The sequence below is a fragment of the Streptosporangium carneum genome (assembly GCF_027922005.1).
In the GTDB taxonomy this organism is placed as follows: Bacteria; Actinomycetota; Actinomycetes; order Streptosporangiales; family Streptosporangiaceae; genus Streptosporangium; species Streptosporangium carneum.
Window position 1 is genome coordinate 23,903 of the sequence record NZ_BSEV01000002.1, and the last position, 25,938, is coordinate 49,840.

Genomic DNA, 25,938 nt, shown 5'->3' on the forward strand with positions numbered 1-25,938 from the left:
TGTCAGGGGGGTGGGTTCGAAGGGGCCACGGGGACGCCATGGGACGTCACGGGGACACGGCCCGCACCCGGTGCACGGGGTGCGGGCCGCGTCCGGCTAGAAACCAGCCGTGATCTTGGTGAACTCCCAGTCGGCCTGCGCGACGCCGCTGCAGTTCTCCTGGACGCCGCCGCCGGGGCAGGGGCGGTCACGGTTGACGGACCAGAACGCCAGGCGGGTCAGGCCCTTGGACTTGGCGTAGTCGGTGATCTGCTGCCAGGTCGCCGGGCTGGTCACCTCCTGCTGGTCGGACAGGCCGTTCATGCCGGAGATGCCCATGTGGGCGTAGGCCTCGGCGTCGGTCCAGCCGTTGGCGGTCTTCAGCCTGGCCTTCAGGCCCTCGGCCGCGTTGACCGTGCTCTGGTACATGTTCGCGCCGCCGCTGAAGTCGAACGGCATGATCGTGTAGTTGTCGATCGGCACGGCCAGTTCCTTGGCCCGGTTGATCAGGCGGACACCGTGCGAGGTGGGGCCGCTGGTCGCGGTGCCGAAGGTCACCACGATCTTGACGTTGGGGTTGGCGGCCTTGACGATCTTGAGGCCGTTGAGGATGCGGTCCTGGACGGTGTAGTTCTCGAACTCGTCGGTGTTCTCGATGTCGAAGTCGACGACGGCCGGGCCGACCGCGTTGATGACCTTCTGCACCGCGCCCGCGAAGGCCTCAGGGGTGGAGCAGTTCGGGCCGAGCTTGTTGCCGCTCCAGCCGCCGAAGGAGATCTGGACGTTGCCGCCCGCGGCCTTGACCGCGTTGATCGCGGCCTGGTCGGCGCCGCCGGTCAGCGGACGCTGGCCGTCCCACGCCGGGTTGCAGCCGTTCTGGGCGAGGATGAAGGCCATCGTGAACGACTTGATGCCGGTGGCGTTCATCACGGTGGTGATGTTCGGCGGGTCGCCCCAGCCGGTGTAGTAGTACGGCGCGCCCGCCATCTTCTGGGTCTGCGGGCAGCCGGTGGTGGTGCCGCTGACCGCGGCGCTGGCGGCCGACTCGCCCTGGTCGTTGTAGGCCTTGACCGTGTAGGTGTGCGCCTCACAGGTGCCGAGCCCGGAGATCGTCGCCGAGGTGCCGGTGACGGTCGCCTTGGCGGTCGTGCCCTCGTAGACGCGGTAGCCGGCGACCGTGCCGGTCGACGCGCCCCACGACAGCGAGATCGAGGAGTTCGTGCTGCCGCTGACCACCACGTTGGCCGGGACGCCGGGGGTGCCGCTGGTGCAGCCCGTGGTGGTGCCGCTGACCGAGCCGCTGGCGGGCGACTCACCGGTGCCGTTGTAGGCCTTGACCGTGTAGCTGTGCGCCTCACAGGTGCCGAGCCCGGAGATCGTCGCCGACGTGCCGGTGACGGTCGCCTTGAGGGTCGTGCCCTCGTAGACGCGGTAGCCGGTCACCGTGCCGGTCGACGCGCCCCACGACAGCGAGATCGTGGAGTTCGTGGTCGCGGTCACCAGCGGGACGCCCGGCGTGCCGGGGACCTGCTCGACCGGGCCGCCGCCGCAGTCCGCGCCGTTGACCTTGCAGTTGGACGGAGTCGCCGCGGCGGGCGAGGCGATGAAGCCGAAGCTCACGCTGCCCCCCGCCGGGAGGTTGCCGTTCCAGCCGACGTTGCTCAGCGTGAAGTGGGTGCCGCTCTTGGTCAGGCTGGCGTCCCAGGCGGAGCTGACGTTGCCGCCCGCGGGCAGGTCGAACTCGACCTTCCAGCTGTTCAGGGCCGCGCCGCTGTCGTTCTTGATCGTGTACTTGCCTTCGAAGGCGGACCCCCAGCTGGAGGTCTTGGTGAAGGTCGCCGTCACCCCGGCCGCGTGGGCCGGTGCGCTGGCGAGCAGTACACCCGACGCGGCCAGCGCGGCCGCGACGAGGATACGTAAAGGTCGCATTTTCTCTCCACTGGGAAAAGCTGCGAAGCGAGGCTCGATGTTCGGGGGGTGTCGCTGAGGTAGGGCCCGCGCCCCGGGGGCAGGAGGCGCGGGCCGTACCGGCCGTGGTCCCGTGACGGTCCTGGTGAGCTCCAGGGCGGCCTGAGCGATGCCGCCGTTCTCCGAGGTCACACCACGGGGGTGGGGACGGTCACGGTCGGCCGCCGGTGGGCGGCCCCGCGAGGTCCCTGCGGCACGGCCCAGTAGGTGATCTGGGCCCGTGTCGCCGGATGCGCTGATGACGCATGTCTGTCTCCCCTGAGAAGGGGCGCCGCCCTACGGGAGGGTCGCGAGGTGCGGCTTGACGGTCTTGGAGAAGTTCCAGTTGTTGCTGGCGTCCCAGTTGATCGACCAGGTCATGGCGCCCCGGATCCCCGGGTACGCGTTCGGCGGCACGAAGCTGCCGCAGTTGGTCTTGGTGGCCAGGCAGGTCAGCGCCTGGTTCACCAGGGACGGGGCGACGATGCCGCCACCCGCCGCACCCGGTCCTGCGGGCAGGCCGAGGGCCACCTGGTCGGGACGCAGGCCGTTCTCCGTCTGGATGCAGGCCAGCGCGGTCATGAAGTTGACCGTGCCCTGGGAGTAGGCGGCCATCTTGTCGCAGCCGAGCATGGAGCCGGAGTTGTAGTACTGGGTGTGGACGACGGTGAGGATGTCCTTGATGTTCAGCGCGAGCTTGAAGTACTCAGCGCCCGTCGACTGCATGTCGATCGTCTGCGGAGCCATCGTGATGATCAGGCCGGCGCCCGCCTTGGCGCGCAGCGACCGCAGGGCCTGGCCCATGTAGGTGGAGTTGAGGCCGTTCTCCAGGTCGATGTCGACGCCGTCGAAGCCGTAGTTCTGCATCAGGGCGTAGACCGTGTCGGCGAACTTGGTCGCCGCGGCGGCGCTGGCGACCTGGACGCGGCCCTTCTCGCCGCCGACCGAGAGGATGACCTTCTGGCCGCGCGAGTGGAGGGTCTGCACGTCGGCCTTGAACTGGGCGTCGGTGTAGCCGCCCAGGGAGGTCGACAGGCCCGGGTCGATGCCGAAGACGACCTCGCCCGCGGTCGAGGAGGCCTCACCGAAGGAGACGGCGACCAGGTCGTACTCCCTGGGCACCGAGGCCAGCTTGAGCTCGACGGCCGGGTTGTCGAAGTTGTGCCAGTAACCGGTGAGGAAGTGCTTGGGCAGCGGGGTGGTGGTGCAGCCGGTCGTGGTGGCGCCGGCCGGGTCGCTCTTCGGCCCCTCGCCGGCCGGGTTGTAGGCCGCGACGGTGTAGGTGTGCAGCTCGCAGTCGCCCAGACCGGAGATCGTCGTCGAGGTGCCGGTGACGGTCGCCTTCAGCGTCGTGCCCTCGTAGACCTTGTACCCGCTGATCGGGCCGGTGACGTCGGTCCACGACAGCGCGACGCCGTTGGCGCCGCCGGTCGCGGTGAGCCCGCCCACCTTGTTGGGGAGTCCGTTGGTGCAGTTGTTCGTGGTGGCGCTGGCCGGGTCGCTCTTCGCGCCCTCACCGGCCGCGTTGTAGGCCACGACGGTGTAGGTGTGCGGCTCGCAGTCGCCCAGGCCGGAGATGACGGTCGAGGTGCCGGTGACCGTGGCCCGCAGGGTCGTGCCCTCGTACACCTTGTAGCCGGTCACGGTGCCGCTCGCGGCGCCCCACGACAGGGCGATGCCGTTCCGGCCGCCCGTCGCGGTCAGCGCGCCCGGCTTGCCCGGCACGGTCTCGCTGCTGCCGCCGCCGCAGTCGGCGCCGTTGAGCTTGCAGTTCAGCGGAAGGGAGTTGGCCCCGCCCGGCGTGCCGAGGAAGCCGAACGTCACGCTGCCGCCCGCCGGGACGCTGCCGTTCCAGCCGACGTTGCTGAAGGTGAAGTGCTGGCCGCTCTTGGTCAGTGTGGCGTCCCAGAAGGAGCCGACGTTGATCCCCGTGGGAAGGTCGAACTCCACCTTCCAGCTGCTCAGGGCCGCACCGCTGTCGTTCTTGATCGTGTATCTGCCCTCGAAGCCCGAACCCCAGTCGCCGACCTTGGAGAAGGTGGCGGTGGCCGAGGCGGCCTGGGCGGGTGACGCGACCGCCGTGGCCGCGACGGCCAGGGCCGCCGCGGCGACGAGCGATCGAGCTATGACGCGAAATCTCACGTTGACCTCATGCATTCGGTGGGGGGTGGCCGTACGGCTCGCGCCCCTTTGGGGGGTGCTCCTCTGCAGGCGGCGAGGAGGCGGGGTGCGAGCCGTACGGCGGGTAGGGCGCGTTCCCGGGGCCGCAGGAAGGCCGGGACCGCGCCGTGGTTCAGCGCAGGCCGTTGTCCGGGGCGGTGGCGGAGGAGGCGACGTCGCAGTTCGTCTCCCCGCTCGTCGCTCCGGACGGGGTGCCTGTCTCTATGTGGTCGGTCCCGCCGGCGGTGACCGGCGGCGCGTCTGACCGGGTGGGGAACTCTCGCCGCGGCAGGGCCTGATCGGTGGTGGCATCGGCTCCTGCGGACGCGTGCGAGCCGCCCGGAGTGGTGAGTGCGGCCGCGTCGTTGCGGCCCGCGATGGCGCGGGTGAGGTGCCGCCCGCTGTGAGTCGGCACGACGTGCGGAAAGGACCCGACGACGGTGTCCGCCGAGAGGTCGAATTCAGCTTTCCGGCCCGCCGGAACCGCGATGGTGGCATTCTTGAGGGCGTACCTGATCCTGAGCCCCGGCCTCCGGTCGGAAGACGCGGTGAGAGCGGCCGTGGCGACGACGTCGTCAGGCACGGACACCTCGGACAAGGGGCTTGCAAACTCAGTCAGAACGAGTAAGGGAAGAGTACGCCGCATGATCGCTCCCATGAAGGGGGAACCTGGGGGGTGGAGGCGTCCGAACGCTCGGACCTTCACGTGGTGACGACTTCCGTCTTCACGTTCTCGCAGCTCGCGATCGCTCAAGATGGCGGGGGGCGCACCATCGGGACCTCGCTTCCTCATTTCTTTTAGGAAAGTTTCCTAAGAGTTGTCGCGATCGTAGCCTTGACAGAGATTCGCCACAAGGCCCAAAAGCTCCAGGATTCAACGATCCAGCTAGGCACGTTCCAAAATCCGTTCATGACGACGCCCGCGACGCACCATGCGTCGCGGGCGTCGCCACGGACACTGCTAACCCAGCACCTGGGAGAGCGGTTTGCGGGCCAGGTCGGGGACCTCGGCGTCGTGGGCCGCGTAGCCGATCGGGAACAGGATGTAGGGCCGTTCGTTGCCCGGGCGTTCGCAGATCTCGGTCAGGAAGGCCATCGGGTTCGGCGTGTGGGTGAGGGTGGACAGGCCCATCGCGTGCAGGGCCGCGATGAAGAACCCGCAGGCGATGCCCACGCTCTCGTTGACGTAGTAGTGCTTGACCCGGGCGCCGTCGGGGCGCACGCCGTACTTCTCCGCGAAGCAGACCACCAGCCACGGCACGGTTTCGAGGTAGCTCTTGTCGGAGGTGGTCTCCAGGTGGGCCAGGGCCTCGCGCCACTCGGGGGTGAGCCGCCCGCCCTCGTAGTTCTGCCGTTCCTCGACCTCGGCCGCCTCCCTGATCCGCTTCCTGGTCTCGAGGTCGCCGATGACGATGAACTTCCAGGGCTGCTGATGGGCTCCCGAGGGCGCGGTGTTCGCGGTCCTGATCGCCAACTCGACGCATTCGCGCGGCACGGGCTCGTCACTGAAGAAGCGCACGCTTCTGCGCAGGTCCATGTGTTCGTAGAACCGCTGTCCCCGCTCGACCATCTCGGCCTCGGGATAGCGCGCGGGCCGGTATGGAATGAATGGGTGTGAATGCTCCCGTGCCATTTCGCCTCCATCGTTGCCATATGTGCCATATATGCAGGCGTAGTCTGAGTCACGGCTCCAGGCTGGGCAACACACCTGCCGCTTCACTGCCAGATCGTCAGTGCCGGGCACGAGCCGCACTCCGGAGGTGAACAGATTGGCAGCTCGGAGGAACGGGCTGGACGAGCTCGACCGCAGGGTGCTCCACCTGATCAGAGAACGTCCCAGGACCGGCCTGCTAGAGATCGCCCGCCTTCTCGGCGTCGCCAGGGGCACCGTCCAGGCCCGCCTCGACCGGATGGTCGCCGACGGCGTGATCACCGACTTCGGCCCCAACCTCTCCCCCCGCGCTCTGGGCCACCCCGTGCAGGCGTTCACCACGCTCGAGGTCGAACAGGTCTCCCGCGCCGAGATCTCCGCCGCCCTCGAGGCGATCCCCGAGGTCCTGGAGGCCCACATCGTCACCGGTCCCGGCGACGTCTGGTGCCGGATCGTGGGCCGCGACCACGAGCACATCCAGCAGATCATCGACCAGACTCTCGCCATTCCCGGAGTACGGCGCAGCAGCACGGTGATCACGTTGTCCACGGTGGTCCCGCACCGGGTGCAGCCCCTGGCCGACAACCTCTGACCGCGTCCGCCGGCCTTCGCCGTGTTCGTACCCCGTCCTCGCGTCCCGTCACCGTGACCGCCGGGGCCCGGCCCCGCCACCTCCGCACTCACCCCGCTGGGCGAGACGCTCAAGGAGACCGTCTCCTCCCTGGTCCTGTGGGCGCACGAGCATCTCGACGACATCGACCGGGCCAGGGAGCACTACGACGAGACGAACGGCGGGCCGGCACGGCCTGCCGCACCGGCCCCCGGTCTCAGGTGACGGCGAAACCGCCGAACAGCAGGAGGGCGAGCCCGAGGGCGACGACCACGTTGACCACGGTCGCGGCGGCGAAGACCCCCACCGGACGCCAACCGGCCTCCTTGAGCGAGGCCACCCTGAACTCCAGGCCGATGCTGACGAACGCCAGCGTCAGGAACCAGGCCCTCAGATCGTTGACCTCGCCGATGGTCGCCTTGCCCTCGGCCGGGGTCACCGTGGTCAGCCACCAGGTGGCCACCACGGAGGCCGCGACGAAGCCGAGCACGAACTTGGGGAAGCGACGCCAGAACTCGCCGGGGCCGGGGCGCTTCGCGTCCGCGCGGCGCTCGACCCTGAAGGCGAAGTAGGCGGTCAGCGCGATGGTCACGATGCCGATCAGGGCGTTCTGGGTGACCTTCACGATGCTGGCGACCGCCAGGGCGTCGTCTCCGACGATCGCGCCGGCCGCGGTGACCGCCGCGGTGGTGTCGATGTTGCCGCCGATCCACGCCCCGGCCACCGCGCCCTCCAGCCCGAACACGCCGGCCAGCCAGGGCAGGATGAAGATCGACGGCAGCGCGAAGGCGATGACCAGGCTCGCGCTGTAGGCGAGTTGCTCGCGCTTGGCCTGTACGGCGCCCGCCGCGGCGATGGCGGCGCTCACCCCGCAGATCGACACCGCGGCCGACAGCAGCGCGCGGAGCCTGTCCTCGAGGCCGAGCCTGCCGCCGAGCCACCAGGTGAACAGGAACACCGTGGTGATCAGCACGATCGCCTGGACGATCGCGGGCCCCGCGGCCGTGGCGATCACCTTCAGGTTGATCGAGGCGCCCAGCAGGACCAGGCCCGTCTTGATGAAGAACTCGGTCCTGAAGCCGCCCGCGAGGCGGTCGCGCAGCCCGGCCGCGGTGAGCACGGCGTTGCCCACCAGGCCGATGACGACGGCGTAGACCGGATACTCGATCGCGGCGGCGACGCCCTCGAGCGCGGTGCCCTTGAGCAGGGCGGGGACGTTCTGGTCCAGGTAGCGGGTCGCCGCGGCCAGCAGCAGGACGACGAGGACCCCGAGCAGCGCCCATCCGGCGCCGGGACCCGGCCGCGCCGCGGCCGTCACCGTGACGTCCCTTCTCTCCTCGGCGCTCATCAGGGCACCAGCCCGACGGGGATCACGCCGGTGAGGACCAGTGCCAGCAGCACCAGGCCGACGACCGTGGCCGCCCAGTCCTCGCTGACCGCCGTCCGGCCCTCTGTCTCCGTGGGGGGATCTGTCTCGCTCATCTCACGACCTCACTCGTCGTCCTGCGGCGCCCCCCGAGCATTTCCATGGTAAGCAGATCGGAATTAAAGGTAAATACGCTCTTTGCCGGCGGATGGGAGAGTCTCCTGCGAGGAGTAGCGTGGACGCGTCCGGTAACACCCCATGGAGCACCGCTATGTTCTTCGGCATCACCGATATATGGACCTATGTCCTCGGCGCCTTCTTCATCGTCCTGCTGCCCGGCCCGAACTCTCTCTACGTGCTCGCGACCGCCGCGCAGCGCGGGGTACGGCAGGGATACCGCGCCGCGGCGGGAGTCTTCATCGGCGACACCGTCCTGATGGTGCTCGCGGCGGCCGGAGTCGCCTCGCTCCTGAAGTCGACACCGGTCCTGTTCAACGTCGTGAAGTACGCCGGAGCGGCCTACCTGGCGTGGATCGGGTTCCAGATGCTCCGCGGGGCCTGGCGCTCGTGGCGCTCGCCCGACGCCGTACAGGCCGCCCCCGCGCCACAGCGCACCGCGGAGAACCCCCTCCGCAAGGCGCTGGTGATCAGCCTGATGAACCCGAAGGCGATCCTGTTCTTCATCTCGTTCTTCATCCAGTTCGTCGACCCGGCCTACGGCGCGCCCGCGCTGTCGTTCCTGATCCTGGGCGCCATCTGCCAGCTGTTCAGCGTGCTCTACCTGTCCATGCTGATCTTCGGCGGCACCTTCCTCGCCGCCCAGTTCCGGGCACGCCGCAAGCTGTCGGCCGGGCTGACCACCGGGGTCGGCGCGCTGTTCATCGGCTTCGGCGCACGTCTGGCCACCGCGACGCTCGGCTGACCGGGAAAGGCGACCGGTCCCGCGGCTGGTTCACCTTGATCGCCACGCTGACGAGCGAGAGGAACAGCTCGGCGTCGGCCCTGCCGTCGATGGCCATGGTCACCCACCCGGCGTCCCTGCCGGGGGTGACCCGCCTGCAGTCGGTGAGCACCCGGGCCCACCTGTCGATCACGGCTGTGGTGAGCAGCAGTTCGGCGGTGTGGTCCCCCCTCATCCTGACGATCTCCCGGCCCCTGGCCCGGAAGCCCAGGCCTTTGCGGGTACGTTTCAACGCCAGGTCCGGCCAGCCGATGAGCTGAGCCGCCACATTCGCGACACCCTCGGTCGACCGCCCAAACGTGTGCGCGCGCACTGCCATGTTCGAATCGTCGCGGACCCGCCCTCATCGGGAAAGCTGCTGTTTCCGAACCGTTACACCGTTCCCACGATCCTTGGTCTTTCGGCCCGCGACGGCGCTGCGCCGTGCCCGCGGGAGCCCGTGGCGGGCGTCCGCCCGGCGCGCGGCGGCCACGGGACGAGCCGGGTCAGGCCGCCCGCTTTCGGCCGCACGACGGTCATGCCGCGTCGGCAGGTATAGCGAAGGCATGCGTTTGGTTCGGGTACGGTAAGTGGCCGGTCCACGCCGGAGTAGCTCTCCCGTAAGCCAATACGACAAACCCGACAAGTCTGGTAGTCCTCTGCCTGGGTAGGCGCGGATCCTCAGCGCCGGTCATTCCACCGTCCCGTGGAGCGTCATGAGTCATGCACCCGTCGCCCTCCCCCGCCTCACCGCCCTGATACGGCAGGCGGTGCCCAAACTTCTCGAAGGCGTGGTCGCCCCCCTGGCCGTCTTCTACGCCGCGCTGGCGGTCCTCGGCCTGAACGGGGCACTGATCGCGGCGGTGAGCTGGGTCTACGCGGGAGTGGGATGGCGGCTGGTCCGGCGGGTCCCGGTGCCGGGAACGATGATCCTGGCAGCCATCGCGATCACCGTCAGGGCGCTGCTCGGGCTGTGGACCGGAAGCGCGGTGGTCTACTTCCTCCAGCCCGAGCTGGGCACGATCTGCATCAGCGTGGCCTTCCTGGCCTCGGTCCGGCTGAACCGTCCCCTGGCGCAGAAGCTGACCCTCGACTACATCCACCTGCCCTCCGCGGTGCTGAGGCACGAGCGCGTCAGGCGGTTCTTCGCCAGGATCACCCTGCTGTGGGCCTTCGTGCTGCTGGCCAACTCCTCGGTGAGCATCTGGCTGCTGCTCCACCAGTCGATCGGCACCTACCTGCTGGTCCGCACCTCGGTCGTGGCGCTGATCAGCGGCCTGGCGGCGGCCGTCTCCGTCTACGCCTTCCGGCGTGTCCTGCGCCGCCTGCACCACGACCCCGCCCCCGCCGCCCTGACCGCCTGACCCGGCGCGAGGTCAGGGGGTTCGGGGGTCCGCCCGGCGCTCCCGTTCGACCAGGGCGAAGGCGCCGGTCATGGCCGCGACGAGACCGGTCAGCAGGGTGAACAGCGCCACCAGGCCGAGCAGGCCGACGTCGCCGACGCCACCGGAGCCGAACGCGCCCGGCGTCAGCATGACGATCATCTCCCACAGCGACCCGCCGAACATGACCCCGGAACCGAGCCAGGCGAAGGCGACCGGTCCCCTGAGCGGCCGTGCGGAACGGCCGAGGACGACCGTCAGCAGGCCGGTCGCGGCGGCGATCGGCGCCAGCGTGTTCGTGGCCGCGCGCAGGTGGAAGACGACGGATCTCGCCGCGACCGCGTCCTCGGGGAGCCCGAGGGTCGAGCCGAGCAGCCAGCTCAGGTTGACGGCCGCCAGGACCGCGGCGACAACCGCCACCCCTCCGGCGACGAACACCTGAAGCTCCCGCGTCCGGCTCGCCGGGCCGTCCGAGATCCGACGGGTGAACACACCGGGCCAGCGACGGCGCGCGTGCGACAGGAAAGCCGCGGTGAGCCCCAGCGCCTGGCAGGTGAAGCCGGTGTAGACGACGGCGTAGACCCACCCCGCCACCGGACTGCCCGGGGCGGTGAGCGGGGCCCCGGAGAGCAGGCCGGCCAGGACGGCGAGCGGCGCCTGAACCGCGATCGGGATCAGCAGGCCGGTGCCGAGCCACACGGGCGGCAGGATCATCCCGGCCGGGATCCCGCGTCCCCAGGGCATGACGAAGGCCAGCACGATCACCGCTCCCACGGCGTCCATGGCGAAGGTGAGAAGGTTGAGGGCGAAGAAGGCGCCGCCTCCGAACCGTGCGGGGTCGTCGACGCCGAGCGTGCCGCCGGCCAGCCAGATGATCTTGATGGTGAGGTACGGGAGCATGCCCGCGAGGGCGACCGAGGTCGCCGTGAGCCGCAGGGCCGCGCCCCGGGCCTCGTCCGTCGTCCGGATGGTTTCCGTCATGTCCCCGACCCTCCACGGCGCGCGCCCGCCGCTCCTCCCGCCCGGCGGTGATCCGTCTCCCCCACATGGGGGAAACCGCCGCGTGCCTACGGCGCGAAGAAGAGGGCAGGGAGGACTCATGGTCATCGCTGGACAACCGAAACGCTGGGCGGGGCTGCCCGTCTTCGTCGTCGCACTGGTGCTGGTCGCGGCCGTCGGATCGCTCGCGGCGATGGACGCGGGCCGCGAGTACCTCGCGCTGGAGCGTCCCCCGTGGGCCCCGCCGCAGTGGCTGTTCGGCCCGGCGTGGACGGTGCTCTACATCATGATCGCCGTCTCCGGCTGGCTCGCCTGGTCGGCGCGCGGCTGGACCCCCGCGCTCGGCGTCTACGCCGCCCAGCTCGTGCTCAACGCCGCCTGGACCCCGCTGTTCTTCGGAGCCGACCGGTACGGCCTGGCCTTCGCCGAGATCGTGGTGCTCTGGGGGACGATCGTGGCCACGATCGTCATGTTCCGGCCGATCAGCCGCCCGGCCGCCTGGCTGCTGGCGCCGTACCTGGCGTGGGTGACCTACGCGGGCTCGCTGAACCTCGCCGTCTGGCTGCTGAACTAGGTCCCTGTCCCGCCGCGGCGGCCCCCGTGGCGGGACAGGGCCTAGTCGAGCAGCCCCGCCTCGTGGGCCAGGATCGCGACCTGGACCCGGTTGCGCGCCCCGAGGCGGGTGAGGATCGTGCTCACGTGGGCCTTGACGGTCCCCTCCACCAGGTGCAGGCGGCGGGCGATCTGCGCGTTCGACAGTCCCTCGCCGACCAGGGCCAGCACGTCGCGCTCCCTCGGCGTGAGCGCGGCGACCTGCTCGCGGGCGGCCGCCGCCTTCATCGCCCTGCCGTCGCCGAACTCGGCGATGACCCACCGAGCCACATGCGGCGACAGGTAGGCCGCGCCCTCCGCGACGGCGTGGACCCCGGCCAGCAGCTCCCTGGGATCCCCTGACTTGAGCAGGAATCCGCTCGCCCCCTGGCCGAGCGCCCTGGCGATGTGGTCGTCCTCGCCGAAGGTGGTCAGCATCAGCACGCCGGCCCCGGGCACGAGACGGCGCAGCTCCACGAGCGCCGCGAGCCCGTCCATCCTGGGCATGCGGATGTCGAGCAGGACGACGTCCGGACGGTGGCCGAGGCTCAGGTCGACCGCCTGCCGCCCGTCCCCCGCCTCGGCGACGACCTCGATCTGCGGGTCGGCGTCCAGGATGGCCCGCACCCCGGCCCTGATCATGGCCTCGTCGTCGGCCAGCAACACCCGGATCATCGTGCTCCGTCCTCGCTGAAGAACATCCGCTCGTCGTCGGAAGGCGTCACCCCGCCCGGCGGACGCCCCGTCTTTTTGGGGAACCCCCCGTCCTCAGGGCCTCCTGCTCCCGCCTCGCGGGCGGGCCCCTGCCGGGGAAGCCTGACCGCGACCCGGAAGCCGCCGCCCTCCGGGCCCGCCTCCAGGGTGCCGCCCGCGAGCCGTACCCGCTCGTGCAGGCCCACCAGGCCAAGCCCGAGGCCACCGCCGCGCGGACGATCCGACGGCGTCTCGGACGCCCGGTTGACGACGTTCACCGTGATCGCGGCGGTGGTCTCGAGCACCTCCACCGTCACCGGGGAACCCGGGGCGTGCTTGGTGGCGTTGGTCAGCGCCTCCTGGACGACCCGGCACGCCGTGCGGTCCCGCAGCCTTCCCTCACCGCGCAGCTCGACGGGCACCCCCGAGCCTCTCGCCCTGCCGACGATCTCCGCGACGCTCTCTCCCGCGGGGGCGAGCGACGCCGGTTCCCCCTCCCTGAGGACGCCGATGATCTCACGGAGGCGTTCGGTGGTCTCCGCGGCGGCCGCGCGCAGCTCCCCCGCGGCTCCGCGGTGCCGTTCCGGCAGGTCGGGGGCGACCTCGAGGGCGCCGGCCCGCAGCGCGATGAGCGCGAGGTCGTGGCCGAGGGAGTCGTGCATGTCCTGGGCGATGCGGTTGCGCTCGCGGAGCCGCGCCTGGCTCATGACCAGACGCCGCTCGCGGTCGCGCTGCTCGGCGCGCTGTCGTACCAGCCTGCCGACCGTCCACGGCAGTGCCGCGGACAGCAGGACGCCGGACAGCGCGGGGATCCAGAGCTCCCTGACCGCGTCGTCCCGGCCGAGGCCGTACGACAGGACGGGGACGGCGACCGCGGCCACGGCGAGGATCGCGGCGAAGACGAGCACGGCGGGCCTGGAGCTCGCCGACCTGCGTCCCGCCAGGTAGGCGAGCACGACGGTCGCGAGGGTGAACCCGTTGAGCGGCCCCACCTTGATCAGCCGGTCTCCCCACAGGGCGCTCGTGGCCAGCCCGTCGTGGACGCTCCACGCCCCCGCCGCCAGGGCGAGCAGCGCCGCCGCCAGGGGGACCCGCCTGCTCATCGGCACGGCCACCGCCAGCACGACCGCCCCGGCGGCCGCGACGAGGAGCCGCACCGTGTCCGCGGCGGGCTCCCACCAGAACGGGACGGCGGGGGCCAGGACGGCGGGCAGGCAGAGCACGGCCCAGAGCAGCAGGTCGCGGAGGGCGTCGCCGCCGCCCGGGCGTTGGATCCACCTCGTCACCCCATGACGTTACAGGGCGGCCCCGGTGGCGCGGCTCGCCCTCAAGGAGGGGGCCTCCCCTGACGAAAGTAGGGGGTCGAAGCGGCCGAACGCGGGATGTGCGAGGCCGTGGCCGATTCCTATGGTCGATGCGAAGGATCCCTGAGCCACCTCAGGGACACGCCCCGAAAACTCCGGGGAGCCCCCGGATGTCCGGAGACCGACAGCTCGGCACCGTGCTGTGAGCAGTCCCCCACACCTACAGGAGCACGGCTGTGACGCAGGCCATCCTCGACGTCGTCCATCAGGCGATGTCCTCACCCTGGATCTATCTGGCGCTGTTCGCGCTGGCGATGCTCGACGGGTTCTTTCCCATCGTGCCCGCCGAGACGTCCGTCATCACGGCGGGCGTGTTCGCCGCCTCGACCGGCGCCCCCAACCTCGCGCTGGTGATCGCGGTGGCGGCGCTCGGCGCGTTCGTCGGCGACCACGTCTCGTACGCCATCGGACGGACCACCAACAACCGGCTGCGCAACGGCAGGCGCAGCGGCAAGGCGATGGCCTGGGCCGAGAAGGCCCTGGCCGAGCGGGGCGGGCTGGTCCTGGTCGTGGCCCGCTACATCCCCGCGGGCAGGACGGCCTGCACCATCACCATGGGAGCCGTCGCCTACCCCCGCCGCTCGTTCGCCTTCTTCGACGCCGTCGCCGCCGTCTCGTGGGCGATCTACTCGGGGCTGATCGGCTACGTGGGCGGCGCGGCCTTCGAGAACGACCCGATCAAGGGCCTGCTGCTCGGTCTCGGCATCGCCCTGTCGATCACCGCGGTGGTCGAGATCGTCCGTCACGTGCGACGTCGCCGTACCGCGGAGGAGCCCCGGCCCGCCGCCGTCAAGGTCCGCGACTGACCGGAGGCGCCTTTCATCCTCTCCGCCAGATCAGGGTGTGCCATCTGCCCCCCTCGGGGGCGGCGAGGATGAGCCGGTCGCCGTCGAAGTTCATCTCGCGGATCTGGGTCGTGCCGGTGAAGGCCGGGTTGAGCGCCATCTCGATGTCATGGGCCACGTAACCCTCGCGGACCTCGTAGCGGCCGGAGTAGCAGAAGAACGACGCGAACGCCTCCGCCCGCGCCTCCGGGGGCGCCTGGCGGGGGTCGGCTCCGGGCAGCGGCGGACGGCGCGCACGCGCGACGGTCACGCTCATGTGGCCGTCGGCGGTGTAGCAGAGCAGGCCGACCGCGTCGCGGCCGAAGGGGTGGGAGGCCCGCCCGCCGGAACGGGTGATCCGCCACTCGACCAGGCGCCAGGCTCCGACCAGATCCATGCCCGCGAAACTACGATAAGCGAAGCCAGCGGGTCAACAGCCCCGATCCGGATCCCGGGGAATTCCCCTGCGAGTCAGGGAGAACCCCGATGGTTTCGGGGCCCGCGTCACGGGACGCTGCCAGTGGTCCTCCGGAAGACCTCAATCGGACGCCTCCTTGAGGCGTATCGGCCATCTCGCCATGTCTTCATCTGCTATGGAAGGAGTGCGCATGACCGTTTTGGCCGCCGGCCTGGCATTGCTGGGATCGCTGTTCTTCGCACTCGGGGCCGCACTGCAACAGTCCGAAGCGGTGAGTGCGGGACGGCCCACCCTGCGTCACCTCGCCAGGCGTCCCCGATGGCTGCTCGGCGGCCTCGCCATCGGGGTCGGCACCGCGCTGCACGTCCTCGCCCTGAGGTACGGCCCGCTCACGATCGTCCAGCCGATGGGCGTGGCCAGCCTGCTGTTCGCCCTCCCCTGCGCCGCCGCTCTCGGGCGTCGCAGGCCCAGGCCCGGTGAGCTCGCCGCCGCGGCCGTGATCGCCGTCGGGCTCATCGGCCTGGTGACGGTCGTGCCCCAGCACACCGGCGATCCGCGTCTCAGCACCGGAGGGGCGGTGACCCTGCTCGCGGGGGCGGCCACCGTCGCCCTCGCCCTGTGGGTCGCCGCCCGGCAGGCCCCGCCCGCCGGGCGCGCGGTGCTGCTCGCCCTGGCGGCCGGGGTGCTGTACGGCGCGACCGCCACGCTCACCAGGGTCCTGGTCTACGGGAACTGGGAGTTCTGGTTCCTGCTCGCCGTCCCGCTGCCCGCCCTGATCGCGCTGGCACTGCTGCAGCGCGCCTACGCCGTCGGCCACTTCGGCGTCGCCTTCGCGGCCCTCCAGGTGGCCGACCCTCTCACCGCTGTCGCATTCGGAGCCCTGCTGCTCGGCGAACCTCTGCCGACCGGTGTGGCGAGCACGCTGACCGCGCTGGCCGCGGCCGCGCTCACCGCCGGGGGCACCGTCGCGCTGGCACGCACCACTCCGCTGTCCCCCCACATCCGATAGCCAGACGAACGGAGTAACGATGGCCATGTCAGCAGCACCGATGCTCGCCCCCGCTCTCCCCGCCGTCCGACCGAGGCGGGTTCTGATAGCCACCGACACCTACCCTCCGGACGTGAACGGCACCGCCTACTTCACCTACCGGCTGGCCTGCGGCCTGGCCGAGCGCGGCAACGAGGTCCACGTGGTCTGCGCGTCGGACGAGGGACCCGCGAGGACCCACCAGATGGACGGAGTGACCGTGCACCGGTTACGCTCCGCGCCGCTGCTGGTGCACCCGACCATGCGTTTCTCCGTGCCGGCCCGCCTCGACCGGCTGGTGGACGCGGTCGCCCCCGACGTGGTCCACGTCCAGGGGCACTTCGTGATCGGCAGGGCCGCGATCTCGGCGGCCCGGCGCGGCGGCGTGCCCGTGGTCGCGACCAACCACTTCATGCCGGACAACCTCTTCCAGTTCGCGCACGTCCCGGGCCCGCTGCGTGAGCGGGCGGCCCGCCTGGCGTGGCGGGACTTCAACCGGATCTTCTCCCGGGTCGACCGGGTGACCACGCCGACCAGGATCGCCGCCGGGCTGCTGACCGGCAGGCGTTTCACCCGCACGGTCGAGGCGGTCTCGTGCGGCATCGACCTCGAACGGTTCCACCCGCACGCGGAGCCCAGGGCGTGGGCGCGCAAGGCCTTCGACCTGCCCGACCGGGACACCGTGCTGTTCGTGGGGCGGCTTGACGAGGAGAAGAGGCTGGACGAGCTCATCAGGGCCCTGCCGTACGTCCTCAACGAGACGGACGCGCAGGTCGCACTGGTCGGCACCGGAGGGCAGCGGGCCGCGCTGGAGAGGCTGGCGCACCGGATCGGGGTGGGCGAGCGCGTGATCTTCCTCGGGTTCGTGCCCGACGAGGCGATCCCGCAGGTCTACGCCGCGGCCGACGTGTTCGCCATGCCCAGCGTCGCGGAGTTGCAGAGCATCGCGACGCTCGAGGCCATGGCCACCGGCCTGCCGGTGGTGGCGGCGGACGCGATGGCGCTGCCCCACCTCGTACGGCCCGGCGAGAACGGCAGGCTGTTCACTCCCGGTGACGTGCGGGGGCTCGCCCGTCACCTGAGCGACCTGCTCGGTTCCCCGCAGACGCGCGTCACCATGGGCGCGGCGAGCCGCGCGATCGCGCTGACCCACGACCACCAGTCGTCCCTCGCCCGTTTCGAGGCGATCTATCAGGAAGTGGCGCGGTGAACCCGGGCTCCGCGGGCAGAGACGCCGTCAACGGAAGCTCTGCGGGTGGAGGAAACGTGAACGAAAGCCCGGTGATCGGAAACGCTCTGGCCGGAGGCGCGCCAGGCGGGGGCGTGGCGAGCACAGGTGTGGCGGGCACAGGTGTGGCGGGCACAGGTGTGGCGGGCACAGGTGTGGCGAGCATGGGCGGGGCGGGCAGGGCTGTGGCGGGCAGGGCAGGCGCGGACGGGGGCTTCGCGGGCGGGGACGCCGTGTGGCGCTGGCCGGGAGTGGCCGGGGCGCTGCTCGCCGTCGCCGCGACCGCCTACGCCCACCTGGCCGCCGGGGGCCTGGTGGACCCGATGAGAACCCTCATCAGCGACTACGCCCTGCTCGACGGCAGCGCGCTCGCGATGATCTGCGGGACGATCACGCTCGCCATGGGCTCGGTGTGGGTCGCCTACGGCCTGGCACGGGTCGACCCGGCACGCAGCGCCGCCGCCCGCGTGCTGTTTCTCGCCGGAGCGCTGGGGCTGCTGCTCACCGCGGCCTTCACCACGGACGCGGCGCCGGACGTCGTCTCGGCGGGCGGGGAGATCCACCGCTGGTCGGCGGCCGTGGTCTTCACCGCGCTGCCCTGCGCGGGCTGGATGCTCGGCAGGCGGTTCGGGAGCCCGGCGCTGACGGCCGTCAGCGCGCTGTCGGTCGCGCTGCTCGCGACGTTCCTGGCCGCCCATCCCGGCTCACTGGTCTCGCCCCTGATCGACGGCCCCGACTACTACGGGCTGGTCCAACGCCTGCTCGTCCTCTCGGACACGGCCCTGGTCCTCCTCGCGGCCCTGACCCTGAACCGCGGGATCCGAGGGGGCGGCGAGGGCCGCGGGGACAGGGTCCTCCTCTTCCACCGCGACGCCGGGGGGCGGCCCGCCGGGGGCGCGGCGACGCCCGCCATGTTCACCGGCGTCACCCGGTCCTCGAAGACGCCCATCGATGACGTTTCCGCCTCCTCCCTGCCGATGGGCATGGGCCCCGCCTGAGCGGGCGCCGTTCAGAGCGAGGGACCCGGCTGCCCGTCACCGGCGCTCGGGGCGGGCACGTCCACGCCCCGAGCCCAGTCGACGGTGAGCCGTCCGGGGTCCGCCGGGTCGACGCGCACCGACACGCCCCTGCCGGGGAGCACCGCGCCGACCAGCAGCCTCGGCAGCGTCTGGCGGTGGTCGACGACGTACGGCTCCGCCTCCCCCGCCCTGACCGCGAGCCGGAACCGGACGACGGGGCAGTCGTTGACGGACATGCCCGTGTCGGTCATCGCCAGGATGTCGGCCCTGCCTGGCAGGCCCGCGACCAGCAGGTCGTCCTCACCGCTCAGCCTGCTCACCGCGGACAGGAACCCGCCCATGCCGCCCTCCGCCCCGGGGAGGACCGCCTGCAGGGAACGGTCCCACATCCGGTTGAAGGAGACGTGGAACAGCAGCGACGAGGCGCCGACGTCCAGCAGGAGCCCGACGATGAAGACGGGAACCGCCCAGGTCGGCAGGTGGAACTCAGTGGTCGGGACAACGGCCATGCCGTACAGGCCGACCAGCGTCATCGCCGTGCCCACGCCCACTCCGGCCCAGCCCAGTGCTCTCATCGTCCTCACCTCTCGTGATCGTCGGGCGATCACCGGTGCCGCGCCCCGGTGAGGCCCGGCCGCGGTGATCGACGGGATGATTCTGGGAGGCGCCGCTTGATCGCGGCTTGCGGGACGGTTGCCCGTCCCTGTCACGGGCGGTGACCGACGAGACGAGGCTTCCCTCGATCATCCAGACGTGCTGTTCCAGCCCCGGCACCGTGGGAGTGTTTCCGTCCCGCCGTGGCCCCGCCCGCTCACCTCGAGACCCCAGGATGGGCGAGCGGACGGCGTATCCCGCTTACCCGGCTTCGGCCTACCTACGCTAACGTAGGTTACGGTTCCGTAGTCTGTGAGGGAGAAGGCCGTATGCGAGAGTTCAGTCAGACCGAGCTGCTGCTTGAGCTTGAGCCCGTCGTCGCCGGTGAGCTGGACCGGCATCACAAGGTGGCCAAGGAGTGGTTCCCCCACGAGTACGTCCCCTGGTCGGAGGGCAGGGACTACGACGGCGTGTTCGGCGGCGACGCCTGGGTCGAGACTGACTCCACGATCCCCGAGGAGGCCCGGGTCTCCCTCATCGTCAACCTGCTGACCGAGGACAACCTCCCCAGCTACCACTACGAGATCGCCACCGCCTTCGGCCGCGACGCCGCCTGGGGCACCTGGGTGCACCGGTGGACCGCCGAGGAGGGCCGTCACGGCACCGCCATCCGCGACTACCTGACGGTCACCCGCGCCGTCGACCCGGTGGCGCTCGAGCGCGCCCGCATGTCGCACATGGAGGAGGGGTTCACCAACTCCTACGAGGGCGTGCTCCACTCCCTGGCGTACGTCTCCTTCCAGGAGCTGGCGACCCGCATCTCACACCGCAACACCGGCAAGGCGTCCCAGGACCCGAACTGCGAGCGGCTGCTCGCCAGGATCGCCGCCGACGAGAACCTGCACATGCTCTTCTACCGCAACCTGCTCGACGCGGCCTTCAAACTGACCCCGAGCCAGACGATGCGCGCCGTCACCGACGTCGTGACCACCTTCCAGATGCCGGGAACCGGGATCGAGGGCTTCAGCCGCAAGGCGATGACCATCGCCAACGCCGGAATCTACGACCTGCGCCTGCACCTCGACGACGTCCTCATGCCGGTCCTGCGCCAGTGGGCCGTCTTCGACATGAAGGACCTCGACGGCGAGGGCGAGAAGGCCCGTGAGGAGCTCGCCGAGTTCCTCGCCCGCCTTGAGGTCTCCGCCTCCCGCTTCGTCGAGCGCCGCGAGGCCCGCCGCGCCCGCCAGGCCGCCACCTCCTGACCGCCGCCTCCCTCGGGACCGCGCTCCACAGGGCGCGGTCCCGAGGGGCAGGCCGTCATCCGTCCGCGGTCGCCCTGACAGGCCTGCTCAGCCGTACGTCCTCCGCGACGTAGCCCAGGGACCGGTAGAACCCGAGGGCCCGCAGGTTGGCCGCCCCCGTCTCCAGGACGACGTTCTCCAGACCCCGGTCACGCGCCCACGCCTCGGCCCGGGCGACCAGGGCCCGTCCGACGCCCCGCCCGGTCTGCCGGGGGGCGACGGCGAGCTCGCCGATGTAGCCGTCGACCTGCCCGGTGAAGTGCGCGCGCTCGGTGACGGTCACGAACCCGACCACCCGGCCCGCGCTCTCGGCCACGAACACCTCGCCCTTCCCCCCGGCCGCCCGCTCCAGCGAGTCCGTCACCCAGCCGACGACGGCCTCGGCGACCGCTCCCGCCTCACGCCACGCCGCGACGCCCTGGGTGAGCCGGGGCGCGAGGGCGACGACGGCGTCACGGTCCTCCTCGCGGTAGGACCGGATGACGACCCGCGCCCGCTCGGTTCCCATGGGCCCCACTCTCCCACCGGGACCGCGTCATAAAAAAGCCCCGGCCACGAGGCCTGCCTTCCGGTGGACCGGGAGGCGGCGGCGAGGAGGCCGGAGGCCGGCGATTGTCGGTGGGCGTCCCTATGGTGCCGATCATGAAAGATGCGGTGCGGGTGCACCTTCCCTCCTGTCCCTTCGCCCCGGTGGCGGACGGGCCCTCCTCATCCGGTCCTGGTGACGGGAGCGCCACGACGCTCGACGGCCACGCCGGCCCCGCGGTCGCGGTCGTCACCCGCCCCGGGACGCGGGTGATCGCGTGAGCGCGGCGTGGGAGGCGGTCCGGGAGGCGGTCGACGCCGGGGACGCCGCCGCCGTGGCGACGCTGGTGGCCGGGTTCGACGACGGGGAACGGCGCGAGGTGGCGCGTGAGCTGCCCGGCCACCTGCCGCTCGCGCGCCGTCTGGGAGAGGAGAAGGACCGCCTGCGGGAGGCCGAACGGGAACGGGTGCGGCAGGAACGGCTGGCCGAGCAGCGGCGTGAGGCCGCCAGGCGGGGCTGGTCGGAGGACTCGGTGTGGGACAACTGGCACTACGACACCTGGGAGGAGCAGGTGGAGGAGCGGTGGATCGAGCCCATGCGCGTCGCGGGCGCGGGGACGATCACCGGGGCGGCCGCCGTGGTCTCCTGGCTGAACCGGCGCGACCTGAGACGCTGGTGGGAGCCCGTCGAGGTCGACGACGTGCCGCTGATCCTCCAGGCGGTCGCCGCCAGACCCGCGAAGTGGCAGGGGGACCTGGCCGTCCGCCTGGCGCTGCGGCTGCGCGGGCTGCGCCCCACCGTGGACCGGCCCACCAGGCTGGCGCTGGAACTGCTGCGCCGTACCGGGGTCGAGCCGCCCGCCCACGACCCGCTCACCGTCGCCTGGATCGCGGCCGTCTCCTCACCCGGGAGTCTGGGCGAGGACCCGCTGCTCGAGGTGATGCTGCCCCGGCTGTTCGAGGCCGAGGGAGTGGGCAGGGCGCTGCGCGACGACCGCGAGTGGCCGTCCGCGCTCAGCGCTCTCGCCAGGAAGGGGCGGATCGGCCGCGAGGCGCTGCTCGACGGCTGTCTCAGCCGCTTCCTGCGGGGCGGCCCGGCCCCCGACATGCGCTTCTTCGTCCGCCTGCACGAGGCGCTCGACCCGACGGCCGAGGAGGTGGACACGCGCCGCCGTGACTACCTGCGGTTGCTGCCCGCCGCTCCGGCCAACGTCGCCGACCTGGCGCTCAAGCAGGTGCGCCGCCTCGACTCCGTGGACGCCGAGGAGGCGGGAGAGGCGGTGGAGGGCCTGCTCTTCCGCGCGGAGAGCAGGCTGGTGCTCGCCGGGCTCGCCTGGCTCGACCGGCTGGCCCGCGACCAGCGGGAGGACCTCGACGGCTACGCCCCGGCCCTGGCCGTAGCGCTCGTCTCCGAGTCGGCCGACGCCCGTGCGCGCGCCGTACGACTGGTCGTCAAGCACGCGGGGCGCTTCACCCCGCCGGGCGCGGAGGTGATCGTCGACGTCGTGCCCCTGCTTCCCGCGGTACCCGGCTCCCGCCTCGCCGCGGCCTTCGGCGGCGAGCCTGTGGCCGCCGAGCCGGAGCCCCAGCCGGAGCCGTTCGTCCCCTTGCCGCTGCCGCCCGCGCCCACGCCGAACCTCATGCCGCCGCCGGTCCTCACCGTGCACGAACTGCTGCGCTCCAGGATGTCGAAGTCCCAGTGGCGCAGCGTCGAGGACTGGCTCGACGGGTTCGTCAGGCTGGTCGCCCAGGAGCGCGACGCGCTGACCGCCGCGCTCGCGCCCATCGCCGCACAGTTCAGGGACGAGCACTACTGGTCGGCGCCGTGGGACCTGCGCGAGTGGGTGGTGGCGATGGCCAGGGAGCTGGCCGACCCGGGCGCGGAGTCGAGGGCGGTCGCGCCGGACCCGTACGGCCCGCGCCGGACCGTCCAGGAGCGGGTGCCGGAGCCCGGCCGCCGCGAGCACAGCCGGCGGCTGCCGCTGCTTCGCTTCGCCGAGGTCTACCAGGCGCTCATGGACGGAAGACTGCCGCCGTACCTCCTGGCCACGCCGACCCATGAGAACGGCCGCCTGGACGCGGAGAAGCTGGTGGAGAGGCTGGAGGGATACGAGCGGGCGGGCGTCGAGGCTCTCCCTGTCGACCTGGAGCAGGCGCTGCTCCGCCTTCCCCGCGCGGTGCCCGCCGAGGTGGCCGAGCGAGCCGCCGGGCTGACCGGCGAGGCCGGCAGGACCGCCGCCCGTTGGATGACGACGGCCCGCCCCGAACCCCGGATCACGCTGCGCCGGGAGGTCGACGATCAGGAGGTTCGCCTCGTTCCCGAGGCCGTCGGCGGGCCCACGGGCGTGACGCTGCTCGACGACATCCTCGCCGCCCCTCGGACCGAGGAAGGCTGTGACGCCCTGCTCGGCGTGCTGCCCGCGCATCGGGAGGTGGTCGCCGCGAACACCGTCCAGATGCTGCTGGTCCACATGACGTCCTACCGCAAACCCTCGCCGGAGGACCTGGCCACACTGGCCTGCGCCGAAGGGCCGGGAGGCGAGGGCGTGGCGCTGATCCTGGCCTACCACCTGCGCCGCGGGGCCACGAGCGGGGTCGTGACGCCGTTCCTGAAACTGGCCGCCTCGGGAGGGCTCCCCGGCCGGGAGACGGGCAGGCAGCTGGCGGCGCTCCTGCGCCACCACGGAGACTCCCCCGCCGAGGCGCTGGCCGTGCTGCGGACCGCGGCCCGGCGGGGCGCGCACCGGGAGGTGTGGCAGGTGATGGCCGGCCTGTTGCCCGCCTACCTGCCCGAATCCGGCGAACGGGCCACGACCGCGCACACCAGGCTGGTGGAGTTCGCCGCCGACGTGGCCGAGTGGGCGCAGGCCAGGGGCGAGCTGCCGGAGATCGCGCGACTCGCCGAACGGCGGCGGGCCAGCGACCTGGTACGGCACGCCCGCCGCCTGCACGGCCTGCTCACCGGCCGGCCCGGGTGACCCGGACGGCCGGGGCGACGGGGTCAGCTCTTCGCGAGGTCGGCCAGCGGCACGGAGAGGTCGGTGAGACGGGCCGGATCGACGGGAACGGCGGCGCGGATCAGCTCCTGCACCGGGGAGATGCCGTCGTCCCACTGGTTGACGTGCATCCCCGCCACGACCCGGCCGCCCGCGAGCCAGAAGGCGTAGAAGGCGTTCCCCTCCAGGTCTCCGCGGACGACGACGGAGTCGTAGCCGCCGGGCGCGAACCATCCGGAGAACTCCATGCCGACGTCGTACTGGTCGGTAAAGAAGTAGGGGGGCCTGTCGTAGACGACCTCCTGCCCCAGCATCGCCTTACCCGCCGCCAGACCGCCGTTGAGCGCGTTGGCCCAGTGCTCGACACGGATGTGGGCGCCGTAACGCGGGTTGAAGGCGTTGGCCACGTCGCCCGCGGCGTGGACGTCGGGGTCCTCCGTGCGCAGGGACGCGTCGACGACGATGCCGTTGTCGACGGCCAGGCCCGCCAGCACGGCGAGCTCGACGTTGGGCTGCACGCCGACGCCCACGATCACCACGTCGGCGGGGATCTCGGCGCCGTCGTCGGTCACCACCTTCCTGACCCGCTCCTCGCCGACGAACCCGGTCACCTGCCTGCCGAACCGCAGGTCGACTCCGTGCCGCCGGTGGACCTCCGCGAAGAAGGCGCCCATCTCCGGGCCGAGCGCGGCCCGCAACGGCACCGGCTGCGGCGCGACGACGGTCACCTCGCAGCCGTACTCCCGCGCGGCGGCGGCCGTCTCGAGCCCGATCCATCCGGCTCCGACGACGACCACCCGGCCGCCGCCCCTGATCGCCTCGCGGAGCCGCCGTGAGTCCTCGAGACTGCGGAGGTAGTGCAGGCCGTCGAGCTCGACGCCGGGCACGTCGAGGCGGCGCGGGGACGCGCCGGGGACGAGCAGCAGCTTGTCGTAGCCGAGATGACCGCCGCCGTCGAGCTCCAGCCTGCGCGAGCCCCTGTCGAGGCCGGTCACCCGGCTGCCGAGCACCAGCTCGACGGAGTGCTCGCCGTACCAGGCCTCGTCGTGGACGTAGACCTTGGCCTGGTCCTCCTTGCCGAGCAGGAAGCCCTTCGACAGCGGAGGTCGTTCGTACGGCAGCTCGGTCTCGGCGCCGATCAGTGTGATCCCGCCGTCGAAGCCCTCCTCCCGCAGGGACTGGGCGGCCTTCGCACCGGCGAGGCCGGCGCCGACGATGACGAACGTCTGCTCGGTAGTCATGCCCTCCTTCTTATCCAATTCCCGTGCCGGTTTCGATCAGTTGGCGGAATCGGCTCGGGAGTGGCGTCCCCGTCCACAGGAGCCCCAGGAGACCTACAGGGGAACGAGGTCCTCGCGGGGGCGCGGACCCGTCGCCCTCTGGATGCGGTGAGGACCGCTCCGCCGCAGCTTCCACGGGACGTCCCCCTCGACCGTCACGAGAAACGTCCCGTCGGGAAGCTCCTCCTCCACCTCGCCGGGGTCGACCTCGTTGGCCAGCAGGCTCGAGTCCTCCTCGGTGTAGCCCTCGACCGCGAAGTGTTCGTCGCCGGTGAACGCCGATGTGATCGTCTCGCCTCCCTCGGCCTCGGGTTCCAGGTAGAGCACGTCGTCCCCGAACCCCCTGACCGTCGGGCCGCTCCACACGCGGGCCTCCTGAACGGACTTCAGGGTGATCTTCCACGAGCCCCGCGCGGTGACCCTCAGCGCGGCCACGGGCTCCTCGTCCCCGAGGTTGTACATCCGCGTTCCCCGGTAGCCGTTCTCTCCCTCGGCCAGGAACTCGACGTCGTCCCCTGAGGCGTCGACGCTCTGGACCATGAAGCTCCCCCTGCCCCGGGCCACGACCGTGATCAGTCCGGCCGCGGTCGTCGGCTTGATCGGGATCAGCCTGTCGCCCGACCCCCTGTAGTGCCCCACCGCGGCCCGGGAGGTCTCCGTCTCCGTCTCCGTCTCTGTTTCCGTCGGCGTCGGCGTCACGGACGGCGGGGCGGTGGACGGCGGAGGGGTGGGCGCCCGCACTCCGTAGGGGAAGGAGAGGGGGATGGTGCTGCATCCGGCGAGGCTGAGCACGAGCCCAACGGTCGCCGCCACTGGCAGAACACGCATTTTTCCGATCTTAGACGCGGGTCGAGCGAACCGAGCGAGATACCACAAAACAGGCATTGTCCGCGATTGACAGGCACCGGGCGGTCTCCGTGCACCCGGTCGCCGGCGGTCTCCGGTCGCACGAGCGCACCGCACCCTTATTTCATCACTTGTTGACTTTCTGGGTGCCCCGACTTACCGTTGCGATGACGCACTGGTTGCAGCTATGCAAGGAGT

At 71.5% G+C, this 25,938-nt stretch carries 26 protein-coding genes; 11 read left to right on the plus strand and 15 right to left on the minus strand.

Features of this window, described 5'->3' with window-relative positions:
• Positions 1–96: 96 nt before the first annotated feature.
• From PKF00_RS06125 to PKF00_RS06140, 4 genes are all read right to left on the minus strand, one after another.
• A complete protein-coding gene (locus PKF00_RS06125; RefSeq protein WP_271216382.1) occupies positions 97–1,908 on the minus strand; it encodes a cellulose binding domain-containing protein in 1,812 nt (603 codons plus the stop codon).
• A gap of 315 nt (positions 1,909–2,223) precedes the next feature.
• Positions 2,224–4,068, minus strand: coding sequence for a cellulose binding domain-containing protein (locus tag PKF00_RS06130; protein ID WP_271216383.1), 1,845 nt, complete (start codon positions 4,066–4,068; stop codon positions 2,224–2,226).
• A gap of 151 nt (positions 4,069–4,219) precedes the next feature.
• Entirely contained in the window at positions 4,220–4,669 is a 450-nt protein-coding gene (locus PKF00_RS06135) for a hypothetical protein (protein WP_271216384.1), read from the minus strand.
• 378 nt (positions 4,670–5,047) lie between these two features.
• Positions 5,048–5,719, minus strand: coding sequence for a nitroreductase family protein (locus PKF00_RS06140; RefSeq protein ID WP_271216385.1), 672 nt, complete (start codon positions 5,717–5,719; stop codon positions 5,048–5,050).
• 136 nt (positions 5,720–5,855) lie between these two features.
• On the opposite strand from PKF00_RS06140, the gene PKF00_RS06145 reads away from it, so the two are divergent.
• A complete protein-coding gene (locus PKF00_RS06145) occupies positions 5,856–6,329 on the plus strand; it encodes an Lrp/AsnC family transcriptional regulator (protein WP_271216386.1) in 474 nt (157 codons plus the stop codon).
• A gap of 235 nt (positions 6,330–6,564) precedes the next feature.
• Here PKF00_RS06145 and PKF00_RS06150 read toward each other — a convergent pair whose 3' ends face one another.
• Complete coding sequence (locus PKF00_RS06150; RefSeq protein WP_271216387.1) at positions 6,565–7,695, minus strand: YeiH family protein; 1,131 nt, start codon at positions 7,693–7,695, stop codon at positions 6,565–6,567.
• Positions 7,695–7,829, minus strand: a complete 135-nt coding sequence (locus PKF00_RS06155; RefSeq protein ID WP_271216388.1) for a hypothetical protein — start codon at positions 7,827–7,829, stop codon at positions 7,695–7,697. Before PKF00_RS06155 ends, PKF00_RS06150 begins: the two co-directional genes overlap by 1 nt.
• Before the next feature lie 155 nt (positions 7,830–7,984).
• On the opposite strand from PKF00_RS06155, the gene leuE reads away from it, so the two are divergent.
• Positions 7,985–8,635 carry a leucine efflux protein LeuE gene (gene leuE / locus PKF00_RS06160; RefSeq protein ID WP_271217022.1) on the plus strand — a complete coding sequence of 217 codons (651 nt, stop codon included), beginning with the start codon at positions 7,985–7,987 and terminating at the stop codon, positions 8,633–8,635.
• Here leuE and PKF00_RS06165 read toward each other — a convergent pair.
• Entirely contained in the window at positions 8,592–8,942 is a 351-nt protein-coding gene (locus PKF00_RS06165; RefSeq protein WP_271216389.1) for a luciferase domain-containing protein, read from the minus strand. The two genes, leuE and PKF00_RS06165, sit on opposite strands and share 44 nt — an antisense overlap.
• 427 nt (positions 8,943–9,369) lie before the next feature.
• On the opposite strand from PKF00_RS06165, the gene PKF00_RS06170 reads away from it, so the two are divergent.
• Positions 9,370–10,017, plus strand: coding sequence for a VC0807 family protein (locus PKF00_RS06170; protein WP_271216390.1), 648 nt, complete (start codon positions 9,370–9,372; stop codon positions 10,015–10,017).
• A gap of 12 nt (positions 10,018–10,029) precedes the next feature.
• Here PKF00_RS06170 and PKF00_RS06175 read toward each other — a convergent pair whose 3' ends face one another.
• Positions 10,030–11,016 (minus strand): hypothetical protein, encoded by a 987-nt coding sequence (locus PKF00_RS06175; protein WP_271216391.1) that lies wholly within the window; start codon positions 11,014–11,016, stop codon positions 10,030–10,032.
• Between the two features lie 118 nt (positions 11,017–11,134).
• On the opposite strand from PKF00_RS06175, the gene PKF00_RS06180 reads away from it, so the two are divergent.
• Positions 11,135–11,608: a TspO/MBR family protein gene (locus PKF00_RS06180; protein ID WP_271216392.1), complete on the plus strand. Its 474-nt coding sequence runs from the start codon at positions 11,135–11,137 to the stop codon at positions 11,606–11,608.
• 41 nt (positions 11,609–11,649) lie between these two features.
• Here PKF00_RS06180 and PKF00_RS06185 read toward each other — a convergent pair whose 3' ends face one another.
• Entirely contained in the window at positions 11,650–12,300 is a 651-nt protein-coding gene (locus PKF00_RS06185) for a response regulator (protein WP_271216393.1), read from the minus strand.
• Complete coding sequence (locus PKF00_RS06190; RefSeq protein ID WP_271216394.1) at positions 12,297–13,604, minus strand: sensor histidine kinase; 1,308 nt, start codon at positions 13,602–13,604, stop codon at positions 12,297–12,299. Before PKF00_RS06190 ends, PKF00_RS06185 begins: the two co-directional genes overlap by 4 nt.
• Before the next feature lie 254 nt (positions 13,605–13,858).
• Between PKF00_RS06190 and PKF00_RS06195 the strand changes: the two genes are divergently transcribed.
• Positions 13,859–14,488: a DedA family protein gene (locus PKF00_RS06195; RefSeq protein WP_271216395.1), complete on the plus strand. Its 630-nt coding sequence runs from the start codon at positions 13,859–13,861 to the stop codon at positions 14,486–14,488.
• A gap of 13 nt (positions 14,489–14,501) precedes the next feature.
• On the opposite strand, the gene PKF00_RS06200 is transcribed toward PKF00_RS06195, so the two are convergent.
• Entirely contained in the window at positions 14,502–14,903 is a 402-nt protein-coding gene (locus PKF00_RS06200; RefSeq protein WP_271216396.1) for a lipocalin-like domain-containing protein, read from the minus strand.
• A 211-nt stretch (positions 14,904–15,114) separates the two neighbouring features.
• On the opposite strand from PKF00_RS06200, the gene PKF00_RS06205 reads away from it, so the two are divergent.
• Genes PKF00_RS06205 through PKF00_RS06215 form a run of 3 tightly spaced genes read left to right on the plus strand, consistent with a single transcriptional unit; the run spans position 15,115 to position 18,177 of the window.
• Positions 15,115–15,933, plus strand: coding sequence for a DMT family transporter (locus tag PKF00_RS06205; protein ID WP_271216397.1), 819 nt, complete (start codon positions 15,115–15,117; stop codon positions 15,931–15,933).
• Positions 15,934–15,958: 25 nt separating this feature from the next.
• Positions 15,959–17,161, plus strand: coding sequence for a glycosyltransferase (locus PKF00_RS06210; protein WP_271216398.1), 1,203 nt, complete (start codon positions 15,959–15,961; stop codon positions 17,159–17,161).
• Between the two features lie 56 nt (positions 17,162–17,217).
• Positions 17,218–18,177 carry a DUF998 domain-containing protein gene (locus PKF00_RS06215; protein WP_271216399.1) on the plus strand — a complete coding sequence of 320 codons (960 nt, stop codon included), beginning with the start codon at positions 17,218–17,220 and terminating at the stop codon, positions 18,175–18,177.
• An 11-nt stretch (positions 18,178–18,188) separates the two neighbouring features.
• Here PKF00_RS06215 and PKF00_RS06220 read toward each other — a convergent pair whose 3' ends face one another.
• A complete protein-coding gene (locus PKF00_RS06220) occupies positions 18,189–18,773 on the minus strand; it encodes a hypothetical protein (RefSeq protein ID WP_271216400.1) in 585 nt (194 codons plus the stop codon).
• 348 nt (positions 18,774–19,121) lie between these two features.
• Between PKF00_RS06220 and PKF00_RS06225 the strand changes: the two genes are divergently transcribed.
• Positions 19,122–20,054, plus strand: coding sequence for an acyl-ACP desaturase (locus tag PKF00_RS06225; RefSeq protein ID WP_271216401.1), 933 nt, complete (start codon positions 19,122–19,124; stop codon positions 20,052–20,054).
• A gap of 55 nt (positions 20,055–20,109) precedes the next feature.
• Here PKF00_RS06225 and PKF00_RS06230 read toward each other — a convergent pair whose 3' ends face one another.
• Positions 20,110–20,601, minus strand: coding sequence for a GNAT family N-acetyltransferase (locus PKF00_RS06230; RefSeq protein WP_271216402.1), 492 nt, complete (start codon positions 20,599–20,601; stop codon positions 20,110–20,112).
• 134 nt (positions 20,602–20,735) lie between these two features.
• Here PKF00_RS06230 and PKF00_RS06235 point away from each other — a divergent pair, with 134 nt between their 5' ends.
• The gene (locus PKF00_RS06235; RefSeq protein WP_271216403.1) at positions 20,736–20,900 is read left to right on the plus strand and encodes a hypothetical protein; all 165 of its coding nucleotides are present in this window, start codon (positions 20,736–20,738) and stop codon (positions 20,898–20,900) included.
• Positions 20,897–23,596: a DUF7824 domain-containing protein gene (locus tag PKF00_RS06240; protein ID WP_271216404.1), complete on the plus strand. Its 2,700-nt coding sequence runs from the start codon at positions 20,897–20,899 to the stop codon at positions 23,594–23,596. Before PKF00_RS06235 ends, PKF00_RS06240 begins: the two co-directional genes overlap by 4 nt.
• A gap of 23 nt (positions 23,597–23,619) precedes the next feature.
• On the opposite strand, the gene PKF00_RS06245 is transcribed toward PKF00_RS06240, so the two are convergent.
• Entirely contained in the window at positions 23,620–24,855 is a 1,236-nt protein-coding gene (locus PKF00_RS06245; protein WP_271216405.1) for an NAD(P)/FAD-dependent oxidoreductase, read from the minus strand.
• A 93-nt stretch (positions 24,856–24,948) separates the two neighbouring features.
• The gene (locus PKF00_RS06250; protein ID WP_271216406.1) at positions 24,949–25,722 is read right to left on the minus strand and encodes a hypothetical protein; all 774 of its coding nucleotides are present in this window, start codon (positions 25,720–25,722) and stop codon (positions 24,949–24,951) included.
• Positions 25,723–25,938: the final 216 nt, after the last annotated feature.